Origin of the sequence: Segatella copri (assembly GCF_019127135.1) — a bacterium.
Taxonomy (GTDB): Bacteria; Bacteroidota; Bacteroidia; order Bacteroidales; family Bacteroidaceae; genus Prevotella.
This window is the reverse complement of the sequence record NZ_JAHOEA010000003.1, coordinates 14,448-30,759: the sequence shown is the minus strand read 5'-3', so window position 1 is coordinate 30,759 and position 16,312 is coordinate 14,448. Positions and strand designations below refer to the sequence as shown.

10 protein-coding genes are annotated in these 16,312 nt (G+C 44.5%); 8 read left to right on the top strand and 2 right to left on the bottom strand.

Going from position 1 to position 16,312, the window contains the following annotated elements:
- Positions 1-5 precede the first annotated feature (5 nt).
- The 6 genes from KSW37_RS01275 (at position 6) to KSW37_RS01250 (ending at position 9,378) form a co-directional block, all read left to right on the top strand.
- On the top strand, positions 6-2,189 hold the full coding sequence (locus tag KSW37_RS01275) for an endo-1,4-beta-xylanase (RefSeq protein ID WP_217313116.1): 2,184 nt from the start codon (positions 6-8) through the stop codon (positions 2,187-2,189).
- A 363-nt stretch (positions 2,190-2,552) separates the two neighbouring features.
- Positions 2,553-4,013, top strand: a complete 1,461-nt coding sequence (locus tag KSW37_RS01270; protein ID WP_217313115.1) for a TolB family protein — start codon at positions 2,553-2,555, stop codon at positions 4,011-4,013.
- A 27-nt stretch (positions 4,014-4,040) separates the two neighbouring features.
- Positions 4,041-5,300: a DUF6057 family protein gene (locus KSW37_RS01265; RefSeq protein WP_217313114.1), complete on the top strand. Its 1,260-nt coding sequence runs from the start codon at positions 4,041-4,043 to the stop codon at positions 5,298-5,300.
- A gap of 150 nt (positions 5,301-5,450) precedes the next feature.
- Complete coding sequence (locus KSW37_RS01260; RefSeq protein ID WP_217313155.1) at positions 5,451-6,788, top strand: ATP-binding protein; 1,338 nt, start codon at positions 5,451-5,453, stop codon at positions 6,786-6,788.
- A 199-nt stretch (positions 6,789-6,987) separates the two neighbouring features.
- Positions 6,988-7,917, top strand: coding sequence for a hypothetical protein (locus KSW37_RS01255; RefSeq protein ID WP_217313113.1), 930 nt, complete (start codon positions 6,988-6,990; stop codon positions 7,915-7,917).
- Positions 7,918-7,920: 3 nt separating this feature from the next.
- Complete coding sequence (locus KSW37_RS01250; protein WP_217313112.1) at positions 7,921-9,378, top strand: alpha/beta hydrolase family esterase; 1,458 nt, start codon at positions 7,921-7,923, stop codon at positions 9,376-9,378.
- A gap of 110 nt (positions 9,379-9,488) precedes the next feature.
- Here KSW37_RS01250 and KSW37_RS01245 read toward each other — a convergent pair whose 3' ends face one another.
- Complete coding sequence (locus tag KSW37_RS01245; RefSeq protein WP_118141050.1) at positions 9,489-10,613, bottom strand: ATP-binding protein; 1,125 nt, start codon at positions 10,611-10,613, stop codon at positions 9,489-9,491.
- Positions 10,614-11,283: 670 nt separating this feature from the next.
- On the opposite strand from KSW37_RS01245, the gene KSW37_RS01240 reads away from it, so the two are divergent.
- Entirely contained in the window at positions 11,284-12,783 is a 1,500-nt protein-coding gene (locus KSW37_RS01240; RefSeq protein ID WP_217313111.1) for a glycoside hydrolase family 43 protein, read from the top strand.
- Positions 12,784-13,051: 268 nt separating this feature from the next.
- Positions 13,052-14,521, top strand: coding sequence for a DUF1593 domain-containing protein (locus KSW37_RS01235; protein ID WP_217313110.1), 1,470 nt, complete (start codon positions 13,052-13,054; stop codon positions 14,519-14,521).
- Between the two features lie 243 nt (positions 14,522-14,764).
- Here the strand turns inward: KSW37_RS01235 and KSW37_RS01230 are convergent, their stop codons facing one another.
- Complete coding sequence (locus tag KSW37_RS01230; protein WP_217313109.1) at positions 14,765-15,733, bottom strand: Rpn family recombination-promoting nuclease/putative transposase; 969 nt, start codon at positions 15,731-15,733, stop codon at positions 14,765-14,767.
- Positions 15,734-16,312 lie beyond the last annotated feature (579 nt).

The window sequence follows — 16,312 nt, the reverse complement described above, 5'->3', positions numbered from 1 at the left end:
AAGTTATGAAAAGACAAATAATAATATCTGCATTTGGGGCCATGCTTTTGGCCTCATGTGCAGACCACTTCGACCAGAACTTCGAGACGGTGCGTCCTGATAAGTTGGCTGAATATGGCTATTTGGAAAAGTATGATGCTCTCAAGGATTACATTGCTGACAAGCCAAACTTCCATCTCGGTATTGGAACTACGGTTGATGAGTATAACAAACAAGAGTTAGTATATGCCTTGACCAATAGCAACTTCAATGAGACCGTGGCAGGTAATGCCATGAAAATGGCTTCTTGTGTGGCAGATGATGGAAGCATGGACTTCGAGAAGGTTAAGACTTATGTTAAAAATGCCACAAACGCAGGTCTTTCTGTTTATGGACATACTTTGGCATGGCACTCTCAGCAGCCTTTGAAGTACTTGAATGGCTTGATTGAGGGTAGGGAAATCAAGGTGGATCCAGGAGCAAAGGTTGAGAAGATCGACTACGACTTGGATTGTTCCACCCTTACGGCATACAGTTGGACCGGTTCTCCTGCTTCTGTTACAACGGAGTGGAACAAGGATGGTGCCATGGTTATCACTAACCCTGCTAAAATAGATCCTTTCTATCGCCTTCAGTATTGGATGGTAAACGGTATAGCACTTAAGACAGGTCAGGAGTATACCGTGAAGATTGTCTGCAAGGCAGAAGGAGACGAGGATGCCAACATTCACTTCAAGGTAGGCGATTGGGGTGGTGGAGACCAGAAGACCTTTAAGATTCCTGCTAATGCTGGTTACAAGGAGATTCTACTGAAGGTTACTCCTACCATGGACAATAATGGTCTTATGTTCCAGCATGGTGATTTTGCTGGTAAGATTTACTGGAAGTCTGTCACTTTCACTCACTCTGAGGCTCCAGTCATGGAAGTCCCTGTTTCCGTAGGACATCTTACTTTCGATGATGACAAAAGCCTCGGTGGATGGGGTATGGACAAGGCTCCAACAAATGTAAATGGTGTCTGCGAAGTTGGTAATGTTACCGCAAGAGGCAATGCTTGGGAGTCTCAGATTAACTATGAGCCAGGATTTGTTTTCGAAAATGGTAAGAATTATCATTTGAAGATGAAGATCAAGGGTTCTGTTGATGGTTCATTTGGAGCTGGTTTCCAGAATCCTGATGGCTACAAGGGCTGTGGCGACTTCCCAACCATCAAGTTTACTACCGATTGGAAGGAAGTGGATGTTGCTACTACTTGTAATGGTGACAATGCAAAACGTCTGTTGCTGAACATTGGTAAGTATGTGGGTACCATTTACATCGATGACTTCGAGGTTTACTACATGAAGAAGGCAAATAAGATTCCTTTGACAGATGAAGAGAAGAAGGATACTTTGACTTGGGCTATGAACAAGTGGGTAGATGGTATGATGGAAGCTTGTGATGGTAAGGTAAAGGCTTGGGACGTTGTCAACGAGGCTCTTTCTGGAGCTGATAAAGATGGTGATGGTAAGTACGACCTTCAGTCGGCTACTCGTGGTAATGTATCTGCAGCGGATGCAGCCAGCAATTTCTACTGGCAGGATTATCTTGGCGACCTCGACTATGTTCGCACTGCAGTAAAGGCTGCTCGTGAAGGCTTTGCTGCCCACAATGGCAACCCTGAGGATTTGAAGCTTTTCATCAATGACTATAACTTGGAGAGTGATTGGGATCAGAATGGCAAACTCAAGAGCTTGATTCAGTGGATCAAGGATTGGGAGGCTGATGGTGTTACCAAGATTGATGGTATCGGTAGCCAGATGCACATCTCTTGCTATGCTAATCCTAAGACTCAGGAGTCAAAGAAGAATGCTATTGTCAACATGTTGAAGTTGATGGCTGACTCTCGCAAGTTGGTTCGTATCTCTGAGTTGGATATGGGTTATGTGGATGAAACAGGCAAGAGTGTAAACACCAACGATATGACTGAGGAGCAGCACAAGCAGATGCGTGAGCTTTATGAGTTCGTCATCAAGAAGTACTTCGAAATCATCCCTGAGGCTCAGCAGTGGGGTATCTGTCAGTGGTGTCCTACAGACTCTCCTGCTAACAGCGGATGGCGTGCTGGTGCTCCTACTGGTCTTTGGGACAAGGACTACTACCGCAAGCACACCTATGGTGGCTTCGCAGCTGGTCTCGGTGCTCCAGAGTACTGGAATGATGCTAAGTAATATTTGTGGTGTGAGCCTATCCTATGGCTCACGCCATCTAATATAAAGAAACATTAGTTTAGGTTTTATCATATAAAGGATTAACCGAAATGATGTTAGTCGTGATAGGTCGGTTGTGTCGAGAAGACACGACCGACCTTTTTACTTAAAATGGCACGAAAACGCACTTTTTCTCACTTTTTTTCGAGAAAAAGTGCGTTTTCGTGCCAAAATCTTTCACATAGGCTCTGGCTGCATAGAGGGGAACGTTTGTTTTAGAACAACTGCCAAAGTATTTCATTTGGTTGCACATTTGCATTCCTGATAAAGTATTTGTTACATGACGCAAAGGGTGTTTCTGAAAAAAGTAGTATCTTTGTACCCATGAAAAAGATATATTATTTGCTGATGGGCTGCCTGCTGCTGGTGGGCTGCTCGCAAAAGCCACATGACATAACGATGGTGAGCCAGTTGCCTGCCATCTATCCCGACTACGTGGGCGTTACCGTGCCTGCCAATATCGCTCCGCTCAACTTCTGCATGGAAGATGAGGGATATACGGCTATGTCGGTACAGATAAAGGGATCCAGGAAGGGAGCGATGGAGACATCGGGAGAGGATGCGGAGTTTGACATCGAACAATGGCATCAACTGCTACGTGATAATCGAGGCGGAAAACTGACCCTTACTGTTGTCGCCAAGAAGGACGGACAGTGGAGACAATTCAAGCCTTTTGACATCTTCGTGGATAAGCAGAGGATGAAGGAGTGGGGCGTCACTTATCGCATGGTGGCTCCTGGCTATGAGCTCTATGGTATGCAGGGACTCTTTCAGCGTTGCCTCTCCAACTTTGATGAGTTTGCCATCTATCGCACCACCGAGGTGCCGGGCAGTTGTGTGAATTGTCATACCGCCAATGCCACCAATCCCGATGAGTTTACGCTGCATATCCGTGGCGAGAAGGGTGCTACCTTGATTCGCCATCAGGGCAAGGACGACTGGATGAAGTCGAAGAATCTGGAGGTGGGTGGTCCGATGGTGTTCCCTTGTTGGCATCCATCGGGCAAGTTTATCGCCTTCAGTACCAATGATACGCAGCAGTATTTTCATTCTCAGGCTAAGAAGCGCATCGAGTATTTCGATATGAGCTCTGATATCTTCATCTACAATCCCGAGACGCATGAGGCGATGGTGGATGCTCGCTTTGCCACCAAGGAGAATCTGGAGAACTGCCCTGTGTTTTCGCCAGACGGTAAGTGGCTCTATTATATCACCGCGCCTTTCAGAGATCCGAAGCAGCATTTCCGTGAGAGCCGATATAGCCTCTGCCGTGTGGGCTTCGATGCCAAGACGGGCAAGCTGGGCGAAATGGTGGATACGCTCATCAGTGCAGTGGCTTTGGGCAAGAGCATCACTTGGCCTCGTCCGTCATACGATGGCAGATATCTGATGTTTACCACGCTGGATTATGGCTACTTCTCTATCTGGCATCCGGAGGCTGACCTATGGCTGTTAGACTTGAAGACTGGCAAGGCTCATGCCCTGGACGCTGCCAACAGTGATGACTCTGACAGTTTCCACAACTGGAGCAAGAGTGGCGGATGGTATCTCTTTACCAGTAGGCGAGAGGACGGCCTGTATACTCGCATCTATCTGGCTAGCGTGGACAGGCAGGGCCATTCTACCAAGCCTTTCCTCCTGCCGCAACGCCGACCTAGGGAGGACAATCTGCGCCGCATGTATTCATATAATACGCCCGACTTCACGCTGCGCAAGGTGGAGATAGAGGATATGCCTGGGCATATCAACAACCCTAAACGTATGGAATGGCGGGTGGCTAAGTAATGCTATATATAATAAGGTATACGGAAAATGAAAGATACGAAGAATAATGATAGAAGCCGATGGATGGTGGCGGCTGGCTTCATGGCTGCCCTGTACATCTTCTGGCGATATGCCTATCCCTGCGCATTGGCTTATCATGAGCAGATGCAGCTCTTCTTATGGAATGGGGATTATCTGATGGATAGACTGGCAGAACCAGGTGGCGTGGCTCGCTATTTGGCTGAGATGCTGGTGCAGTGCTATAACAATCTGCCGCTGGGCGCCTTGCTCCTGGCGCTACTCATGGGCGGCTTGCAACGGATCACCTGGCTCTTGATGAGAAGGATGGGCTGTAAGGACGGTATGAGATGTTATCTCCTGTCGTTTCTGCCGCCTATTGTAATGTGGGCGATCATGGGCGATAAGGATGTGATGACTACTGTGCCTATGGCTTTGCTGCTTACTGAGGCTATGTTGCTGCTGATGCCTAGTAACATCTTCTCGGCTTGGAGACCTGCCATTATTTATCTGCTGCTATTGCTCACTTTGGGCTATTGGCTAGTGGGACCGATGGCGATATGGGCAGCAATGTGCTTGGTGGCTTATGCCTTGTGCAGGCAGAAGGATAAGCAGAACTGGGCGATGGGCTTGGTGGCTGTGCTGGTGGTAGGCTTGTTTGTGCAGTTGGATAGTGCCAGAATGCTGCCTTATCCCAAGGCTCGTGTGTTTCGTGGCATTGATTATTTGCGCGATCCTACGGCGTTCTTCCCTCATGAGTGGTATACCTCTGATGTATATGAGCAGATGGAGTATAGTATGTTGGTGCGCCGACAGGATTGGCATGCCATCTTGGATAAGGCTGCTAAGAAGGCTCCGATGGCTACGGCGAGCGAGGCGGCTGTGAAGTTGGCGCAATGGAAGACGGGGGCATTGAGTGATGATGGGATGCGCCAGTTTATGGCTTCGTATGGCAAGCTGGATCATCCCATCAATATCTGCATGAAGAGTGACCTCTTCTTCCATCTTGGTTTGGTGAATGCTTCTCGCCGATATGCCTTCGAGTTTAAGCAGCTCATTGCCAATGGTAACCAGAGCGGCAGAATGCTGAAGCGTCTTGCTGAGACCGAACTGGTGAGTGGCCATGAGCAGTTGGCGCGCAAGTATCTCTACATCTTGCATGATGCCACCTTCTATCGCCAGTGGGCGGAGGATGTGCTTCCTCTCACCCGCAGTGTCAAGCTTTTGGATGCCCATCCCCTCTATGGTCCGCTATCCCATAGCTTCCCAGAGAAGGATGTGATGTATTAGGCTCTGTATATTTTTCCTCTGTTTTGACCAAACATTTGGGGAATCTGGAACATTTTGGGCAAAAACATTTGGGGAATCTGGAACATTTTGGGCAAAAACATTTGGGGAATCTGGAATATTTTGTATCTTTGCACTCAAAATCAAAATGTTATGGCAAATATTGTGTTTGAAAGAAAAATATATGATAAGATGCTTGCTTGGAAGCAAGAGCGTCAGGGGAAGTCTGCGCTTCTTATCAAGGGAGCAAGACGCATAGGAAAATCTACTATAGTGCGTACTTTTGCTGAGCGAGAGTACAAAAGCTATATATTGATTGATTTCTCTATGGCTTCAAAGGCTGTTACAGATCTTTTTGAAGATTTAATGAATTTAGATTTTATCTTTCTTCGCCTTCAGTCTATTTATCAGGTGGTCTTGGAGAAGCGAAAGTCTGTGATTATTTTTGATGAAGTGCAACTTTGTCCTAAGGCTCGCCAAGCTATTAAACATCTAGTGGCTGATGGTAGATACGATTATATAGAGACGGGTTCTCTAATTAGTATAAAAAAGAATGTAGCTAATATTATCATCCCAAGTGAAGAGACGCGTTTGGAAATGTATCCAATGGACTTTGAGGAATTTTGCTGGGCTTTAGGGGATAAAGTTACGATGCCCTTGCTCAAACAATTTTTTGATTCACGGATCCCTTTGGAAGCTGCTCATCGAGAAACTATGCGTCGGCTTCGCCTTTATATGCTTGTTGGTGGAATGCCACAAGCTGTAAAAGAATATCTTGAGACGAATAATCTTAGTAAGACGGATGCTGTGAAAAGGGAAATTTTGGAACTCTATTTGGATGATTTTAGAAAGATCGACAATAGTGGACGAGCAGCTAAACTTTTTGCTAATATACCTGCTCAGCTGAATAATAATGCATCTAGATACCAAGTAGCTAGTGTGTTGGATGATTCTGAACGTAAGAACATAATGGGTATATTGGAGGAAATGAAGGATAGTATGGTTGTAAATTTTGCCTATCATGCCAATGATCCGAATGTAGGTCTGGCTCTTCATAGTGATGGTAATTTCTATAAAATGTTTACGGCAGATACGGGGCTTTTTGTGACTCTCGCCTTTTGGGACAAAGATCATACTGAAAATATTATTTATGAAAAGCTTTTGAGTGATAAGCTGAGTAGTGATATGGGATATGTATATGAGAATCTTGTAGCGCAGATGTTAGTAGCTTCTGGCAATAAACTTTATTATTATACTTTCCCTCATGCCACTAGCCATAAAAGTTATGAAGTGGATTTCCTTCTTTCAAGAGGAAAGAAAATTTATCCGATAGAGGTGAAATCCTCAGGATATAATACTCATAAGTCACTAGACGAGTTTTGTGCTAAATATTCTGATCGAATAGATAAGAGATATCTCATGTATACAAAGGATTTGAAGAAAGATGGACAAACGCTCCTCTTACCGATTTATATGACTCCTTTGTTGTGATTTCCTCTTCAAATAGGTTTGATGGTGTATCATTTTCGTTATAATGTTGGCTATCAAACCTATTTGGTACTTCTCACAAAGTATTTGTTATACCACGCAAAGTCTTTTTCTGCCTTTTCTGTTACTTTTGCCAACAGATTAGAGAAACAACTCAATCTTATAACTGAATTTATTAACTTAATAACAAATTGTAAAGCTTATGAAAAAGTTATTTACTTTGATTGTAGCAGCTTTCATGGCTGTAAGTGTGAATGCTCAGACAGAGACTCCTCTTGTTTTGGGTGGTGGTTGGAATGCAGGTTTTGCCTACGATGCTGATGTTTATGACTTCACTATCTCCAAGCAGTGGGGTGCAGCAGAGTTTGCCTGCAATGTCAATTCTGCAGATTATCCTAAGTATATCCTCGAGTTCGAAGAGCCGCTTCCTGCCAACTGCCAGGTAAACTATACTTGGAAGGCTTCTGCTGATGCTGAAGGCGATCCAACTCCTGCCTACGGAAGAGCTGTGGGCGATGGAGCTACCAAGAAGTTTGAGCTTTCTTTCGACCAGGAGCATCCTTACATCGTAGGTGTAAGCGTGCAGCATACCGATGCTGAGGAAGTGAACCTGAAAGTTAAGAAGATGATTTTGGTTGCCGCTGACGGTACTGAAAAGAAAATTAATGCCTCCTTTACCGGTTGGGCTGGTACTGATAACACAGTAGCTTATAAGGGTGTAGTTTCTTACAATTCACAATGGCAGCAGCTCGCTATCAATGGTTTGGCTGGCAAGAGCAATGTTACCGTGAAAGTGAAATTGGCAGAGCCAACCCCAAATGTTCAGATGTGTGTAGATTACGAGGATAATAGTTCTGAGTGGCCTTCATTCAACGGCAGCGATGAGATTACCTTCACCACCAAGGAAGGTGCTGTCATCAAGACTATGGGTATACAATATACCGACCCAGACAAAAATCCTGCCCAGGTATCTGTACTCGGTGCTTGGTTGGTTACTACAACCACAGGTATCTCTAACATCGAGAGCGTCAAGCTGCAGGATGGCAAGGCATTCAACCTTGCAGGTCAGCAGGTAGGCAAAGGTTACAAGGGTGTCGTTATCAAGAATGGTAAAAAGATGGTTATCAAGTAACAGATGAAACGTTTTACAATGCTCGCATCTCTCCTCATGGTTCTGTGCCTCCAGATGGCGGCACAGACTTGGGAAGAGGTGAAAGTGGGGACTTCTACTCGTAAGACCCTCACTTATGTACCAAAGAATGTAGAGAAATCACCAGCCTTGGTAATCTCTCTTCATGGTATGAATCAGGACCCTGAGTATCAGCAGAAGCAGACGCAATGGAGTGCGCTGGCTGATACCGAAGGTTTTATCGTTACCTATCCGTTGGGTAATAACAGAATGTGGGATACCGGCGGTATGGGTGATGTGAAGTTTGTGGAGGCTATCATGAAGGATATGGAGCTGAAGCACAATGTGGATAAGAACCGTATCTATCTCTCGGGCTTCTCCATGGGCAGTTGGCTGGGCTATCACTGCCTGGAAACCTTGGGTGATAAGATTGCCGCTTTCGGACCGGTTAGTGGTGTGGATATCGGTAAGCAGCCTAAAGCTAACCGCAAGGTGCCTATCATGCATATTCACGGAACCGGTGATGATGTGTTCAAATATACGGGCGATCCTTATCACATGGCTGGCGGTTATCCTAGCATTGAGGAATATGTAAAGAAGTGGGCTGCCTACGAGGGATGTGATGCAAGCAACCCGCAGGTAATCCGCCCTTATCCTGCCAATTGCACAGGTCCGAAAGCCACACGCACTATATATAATAATGTGAACGACGGGGTAGAGGTAACCCTGATAGCCATCGACGGTAAGGGACATTGGCATTCCAATGAGCCTAACGGGGTAAATTCTACCCAGGAACTGTGGAACTTCTTCAAGCTTCATCAGTTGAACCAGCATTCGGTGCCTGTGGAAAACCGCAACTATTTCATCCGTTACGAGAGTACTGTGGGCGAGAACCTCTGGGACCGTCAGGCTATCTACACCTTGCCAAAGGCTTTGGAGAAGGGTGCCAAGTATACGCTGACCATGAAGGTGAGAACTTCTGCAGATTGCGCTGAGCTGGGATTCTGGCCTATCTGGAATGCAAGCGACCACAAGAACCAGTGGGGTGGAAGCGATGATGTGCAGTATCTGGCAGCCTATCATGTAGAGGCTGGCGACTGGAAGACGCTGACCTGGAATTTCACAGCCAACTTCACCTTGGATACCTTCCAGTTTGTATTTGGCAAATACGGTGGTACACTCGATATTGACGACATGGTGTTGGTGAAGGAAGGAACATCAGAGAATCTGATAGCCAACGCCGATTTCTCAGCCCGCAATATTCAGGGCTGGAGCACCAACTGGAATGGTCCAAGCTATTATCTTGCCAATGATGCTTACCAGTCTACTGGCATCACTCAGCCATCGGTAGTAGCCCAGCCTTCCCAGCAGGATGATGCTTACTATACGCTTCAGGGCGTACGTGTCAGCCATCCTACAAGCGGAATCTTTATTCACAAGGGTAGAAAAATTGTGATGAAGTAGTTAGGTTTTGTGATAAAATAAAAATAGTTTTGTTGTTTAGATGTCCTTTCACCTTTCATCTATCTTCTTGCATTTCAGATAGATGAAAGGTGAAAGGACTTTTTTGTTTCTTATAGGTGCTCTAGCCAATTCTCGGGAGTGATGATCGTTTTATCCTTCACATCGTATGTGTTTAGGAAGGAAGCAGGAAACTGAGTATTTGCTCTCTTTGGATTCCATTTCATTTCGAAGAGAGTAAACTGTCCGTCGCTTTCCTCGATGTAGTCTATCTCTTGCTGTTGGTTGGTTCGCCAGAAATAGCTGTTTACATATCTTCCTTCATACTGGTTAGCTTTTATTCTTTCGCTGATAACGAAGTTCTCCCACAAGGCACCAACATCTTGTCGAAGGGCCAAAGGCGCAAAGTTTTGCAATATGGCATTTCGGATACCATTGTCGTAAAAGTAAAACTTCTTGGCTCGTTTCAGTTCTGTGCGCAGGTTTCTGCTAAAACCATTTAGCTTGAAGATGATATAGCATTTTTCTAGCAAGTCTACATATTTTTCCACGGTTTTGCTGTCCGTACCTACTGTCTGTGCCAGCTCATTGTATGAAACTTCGCTAGTAACTTGCAGTGCTAAAGCAGTGAGTAGCTTGCTAAGCAATGCAGGTCGGCGTATACTCTCTAAGGTGAGCAAGTCCTTATAGAGATAACTGTTGGACAGATTGTACAAGATGTCTTTTGCATCTTTTGTATGATTGATGACATCTGGGTATGAGCCATAGATGAGGCGATTCTCTAGTGTTTGTTTTACTGTAAGTAAGCCTTGAGATTCGAGTAATTCACCAGTGGACAATGGAAAGAGATGATACTCAAACTTTCTGCCGGTCAGTGGCTCATTGAGCTTGTTTTGTAATTCAAATGAGGAAGAGCCTGTTACCAGTAATTGTACTTCAGGGAAGTTGTCGGTAATCAATTTTAGGGTTAGCCCTATGTTTTCTACTCTTTGTGCCTCGTCTATCATGACAATCTTGTGTTTGCCAATGAGCAATTTTAGTTCTTGGCTATTCACCTGGGATAGCATTTCTTTTACTTCTGGCTCATCACAGTTTAATTGCAATATAGGTTCCGTACGTTTTTCAAGTATCATTTTGAAAAGCGTACTTTTTCCTACTTGTCTGGCACCTATTATAATAATAGCTTTACCACCAAACATTCTGGCCTCTATCGTTTCTTGTAGTTTCCTTCTTATCATTTTATTCTTATGTTTAAATCTTTTGCAAAGATTATGCAAATGAGCGCAATGAAAGCTCGCTTTCAAATTGCCGAGTGCAGCTAATCTTCTGCAAAGATTATGCAAATGAGCGCAATGAAAGTTCGCTTTCAAATTGCCGAGTGCAGCTAATCTTCTGCAAAGGTAATGAAAATATTCGCTAATCCAAAAAATAACACTGTTTTTTTGGATTATAATCCGAAAATTCGTACTGATTTTTTGGATTAGGGACATTTTTGAGCTATTTTTGCCTTGTTAATAGGGTGCCATGTAACTTTAGTTTATACCCAATGTTATGGGTTGTGAAAATTCTTAATCTAGTATCTGTTGCTTGTAGCCCTAGGAGTTGATGATTGTTGTTCCAGAAGCTAATGCCTTTAACTCCTGTTCCTAATGATTGCAAGTCCTAGAATCGCATATCTTTTGGCGACCGCCAAAAGATATGCGGAAGGCATTCTTCTCACTATTACTTACGTCACTTGTAGGCATCAAGCCCTACGCTTGTAATCATTCAGTACTGGGAGGGCAGGTAACAAACCTGCCCTCCCAGTGCATTTTGATACGTTTGATAAAGTATTTGATATATGGCGCAAAGCCTATGTCGGATTATTCTTGTAATTTTGCAACGAATAAACAATTTAATCATATACGAATGAAAAAGAAAAATATCCAGACCCCCGTTTTATCAATGGCCATTGCTGCATGTATGATATCTCACCAGCAAAATGCGCAGGCCGGAGAAAATCCGTCCCTGAAAAATGATTCCGTACCTTATGTAACCATGCCGGACGTTTCCCCTAAACTCACCACAGGAGATGGAAATCCCCTGCTGGATTTTATGTTTACAGCGGATCCAACTGCAGTAGAATATAAAGGCAGAATTTATGTGTACGCAACAAACGATCAGCAACAATATGATTCAATAGGCGGTTACGGAAAAAACTCCTACGAATACATCAAATCTCTGGTGATGATGTCTTCCGATGACATGACAAACTGGACCTATCACGGAATTATTAAAACAGACAGCATCGCCCCATGGATACAAACATCATGGGCACCGTCGATCGCAAAACGTGAGGAAGCGGACGGCAAGACTCACTTCTACCTCTATTTCTCCAATAGCGGGGGTGGAACCGCGGTGCTGACATCCACATCCCCTATAGGACCGTGGTCAAGCCCGCTGAATCATAGTTTGGTAGACACAAACACTCCCGGCATAGCAGGAGAATGCAAAGCCGCTTTCGATCCGGGTGTAGTCATCGATGACAAAGGAAAAGGTTGGCTGACAGTAGGCGGAGGATGTGCTCGCATTATGCGTTTGGGAAAAGACATGATTAGTGTGGATGGCCCGATAAAGCCCATCAGGGCTCCCCATCATTTCGAAGCTAACGAATTAAACTACATCAACGGCACATACGTTTATACTTATAACATAGATTGGCAAGATTTTAGCGACTGGCCTCTCCCGACAGAGAAACCAACCACCTGTTGCATGAGTTACATGACTAGCAAAACTCCGCTGGTAACCAAAAGTTGGAAATACCAGCACAACTATATGAAAAACCCTGGAGATTATGGATTTGACTACAGCAACAATCATACACATCTACACAAATTCCGCGGGAAATGGTATGTATTCTATCACACAATGAGTTTGCAACATAGTTTCAATACAACAGCTGGTTTTCGTAATGTTTGTGTCGATGAAATACAAGTTGACGAGAATACTGTGAATATCCACATGGGTAATCAGACTCTGAAAGGCGTAAAACAGATACAGCCTATGAATCCGTTCATCATCCAGCAGGCCGAAACCACAGCAGCCACACAAGGTGTCAAGTTCACAAATGGAAAAAGCATCGGGGACATGTATGCCGTTACCGTTCCCAACAAGACTGGCATCATTGCTGTCAGAGGTGTGGAATTCAACAAAGTACCTTCCAGTCTGGAAATTAAGGCATCCGGAAACGGAATCATAGAAGTTCGCCGGGATAGGCCGGACGGAGAAGTCATAGCTTCAATCAAAGTCGGTACCCCGCAAATGAAACTCATAGAATCCCAACTTCAAAAGAATATGACAGGCACAATGGACCTCTGTTTTGTCCTGAAAGGAAACAATATCACATTCGACGAATGGAAGTTCAAATGATAACTTCCTGATGACAAGGAGGGTGCATTGCCCATTATGATGCACTCTCCTTAACTTCCTGTACGTATCCCGCGCTGAGGAGACTATGCATGGAAGCTGTGCTATCGTTGGATTCTCTTGTTTGTTTTTGCAACACTAAGATAAGTGAATTCTTCGACATGGCAAAATCCTGGGCCGCTCGGCTCTGCCGCTTGACTTGTTCAAGAACTTTTTGCTGCTCAGGTGTTTAAAAAGTTTAATTTATAATAGTGTTGCGTAATTAAGGACTATGGGACATATTATTAAACTACAATGGAAAATCGCTGGAATGCTGGGCATCTTGCTTCTATGTTCAATGCAAACTGCAGCGAAAACAGTTGCGGATTCCTCCCTGAAACCACGTATTGTCGTACTTACGGATATTGCACCGACAGACCTTGAACCCGATGACATGGAATCAATGGTCCGCCTGCTGGTCCATGCTGACCTTTATGAAATAGAGGGACTGATTGCGACAGGAGGATGGAACAGCTGCGGGAGATCTTATCCGGACGAATGGATGGAAAACATGCAGAAAGTAATTAATGCCTACGAGGAGGATCTACCGAATCTAATGAAACGATCCGGACAAAAGGGTTTCCTGCCAGTAGAAAAGGAAGCTGGCAAACAAACGTTGGGTTATTGGCCAAGTGCTGCCTATTTGCGTAGCAGGACTGCATTTGGCAGCAGAGATTTAGGCGTAAGCAAACTTGGAGAGGAGAATCGCTCACAAGGTAGCCAAATGATTATCGACCTGGTTGACGAAAAGGACGACCGTCCCTTATGGGTTATGGTTTGGGGCGGTGCAAATACACTGGCTCAAGCGATATGGACTGTCAGGCAGGAACGAAGCGAAACGGAAGTTAGAAAGTTTCTGAATAAGTTGTGTGTTTATACAATTACAGACCAAGATGTATGCGGAGGTCCCCCTGTGGATTATGCCTTCAGTTCTCATCAATGGATCCGCAAGACTTGCGGCAAGGATATCCGCTTTTTCTGGGACGACAGCGCCTGGATCGTGCAGAACGCCATAGGAAGCCAGAATTGGAACGAATACGCAACTCATATACAAAATCACGGGAATCTAGGGAAAATATATCCGAAAAACAAATACGGAGTGGAAGGCGACACTCCTTCTTTCCTACATGTAACCCCAAATGGATTAAACGATCCGACCGTATGTAGCCAGGCTGGTTGGGGTGGCTATTTCCGATGGGGACTGTCACCAGACAGTCTGACAACATGTTACACAAATGCAGATCCGGCAGTCAGATGCATATCGGAGAAATATGAAAAATACTTCTATCCCGCAATATTCGCCAACTTCATGGCACGTATGGATTGGGCTGCATACGGCAAAGGAAACCGTAACCCGATAGTTATCGTAAATGGTGAAAAGGGATTGAACCCGATTATAATTGAACCAGAAACAGAAGAGGAACTCCAATTAAACGCTTCAAAATCTGTGGATCCGGATAAAGATAAACTGACATTCCACTGGTGGATATTGCCGGAAGCGGGTACTTACACCTCAATGGTAAGTATCAGAGAGGCAGACAAAGCTAATGCCATTCTACGTATCCCCCAGGATGCGGCAGGAAAAGAACTGCATATAATCTGTGAAGTGACAGACAATGGGACTCCGGCACTGACCAGTTACAGAAGGGTCATCATCCGCCCAAAACTTGGCGAGACATTCAACCTTTCTGGGCAGCGATAAACATAACTATAAAGGCAATGTTATCAGAAAAAGATAATTCAGTAATTGATATTTAACATATAACAAATGAGACGTTTTACAATGCTCGCATCGTACTATATATAATAATGTGAACGATGATGTAGAATCTATATAATATAAATATTAAACAAATGGTATAAAAAATCCCAGAATCGCTCTTCCAAGCAGTTCTGGGATTTATTATGGTGATATTTGTCATCAATATCTCCGCTATTATATTTTTTATGTATTGCTCAGATTCTTAATGATTTCCAAAGGTAGCTGGGTAGCTTTGGAAACCTGTTCGGCAGAAAGTCCCATTGCCAGCAATCGTTGTGCTGTTTCTGTGTTGGCCTCATGCTTGCCTTCTGCTCTACCTTTCTCCATACCTTTTTCCATACCTTCCGCAAGACCTTCTTGCTTACCTTTCGCCATACCTAATTCCATTCCCTTTTCCATACCCTCAGCTATACCTTCACGCTTAGCGGTGTCAACGGAATTCTTGATGTCGCGATATGCCATCTTGCTGGTCTCGTACTCCCTCATTTCCTGCGGAGTAAACTTGGCTATCTCGGCTTCCTCGAAGAGGCGGTCGAAGACTTTATCGCACAGTTCTTTAGGGCGCTGGGTAAGCTTATAGAGATTCTTCAGTGCATAGAGCCACTTCTCGTAGAGTGTATCCAATTCTTCCAGGGATTTGTTGAACTTGGAAATCTCTACATAGATATATTCGAGTTTGTCGTAAAATACTTTGTGGGTAGCAGTGTCGCACAACTGCACATGATGGCGGATTTTCTCCTTGTCGAATGCATCCTCGTTCATGCTGAAGTTGAGCAGGGCAACGGTATAGATATGATTGAGCTTGAAATCCCACTCATTCCCCTTGGGCGCCTGTTCTCGGATAGGGAAGGTGGAGTAGAAGAGGGCGCGATCCTTGAAATACGTCTGGTACGCATTCTGCATTTCAACGATGAACTTCTCGCCGTTTTCGCCCTCGCAATATACATCAAAGATGGCTCTGCGGTCGGTATAGACATCTCCCACATGCTCCGGGTTCAGATACGATACGTCCTTTACAACCTGTCTGCCATTAAACAAGCTGTTGAGGAAGCAAATGAGCAAATCCTTGTTCATTGCTGTTCCGAAAATTCGCTTGAAACCGAAGTCGGTCAGCAAGCTGATGTATCTTTCTTCTACCTGTTTCATAATCATCTGTATTAAAAATCCATGCCGCAAAGTTACGGTTTTATTTTCATATCTGCAAGAGATTTCTGGGATTTTTAAAGGTAAAAAAGTAAAAAGGTAAAAAAGTAAAGGTTTTGCTATCCCCAATACTATCTGATAACTTTTTCTAAAACTTTTCGACCTGTACGGTTGAAATTACCCACACGCCCTTTACCTTTCCCTTCGGCCGGTGACCGTTGGTTCAGGGCGTGTGGGGCTTACATGCGAAACTTCAGTAACGAATTAATCTATATAATATAAATAATGAACAAATGGTATAAAAAAATCCCAGAATCGCTCTTCTAAGCGGTTCTGGGATTTATTATGTCTGATAGTTTGCCATGATGTGCTTCCGTTTGCCTACAGATATGGCTGCGTGGGGTTAAGAATATGACTGCGTGGGGTTAAGGATACGACTGCATTGGGTTAAGAATATGACTGCATTGGGTTACGGATACGACTCCGTAGGCTAACGGAGACGTATCCTTCGGCTTGTCGAGATATCTGCGTCAGCTGATTGAGTCACTTGAGTTAGCTGATTGAACTACTTGAGTTAGCTTACTGAAC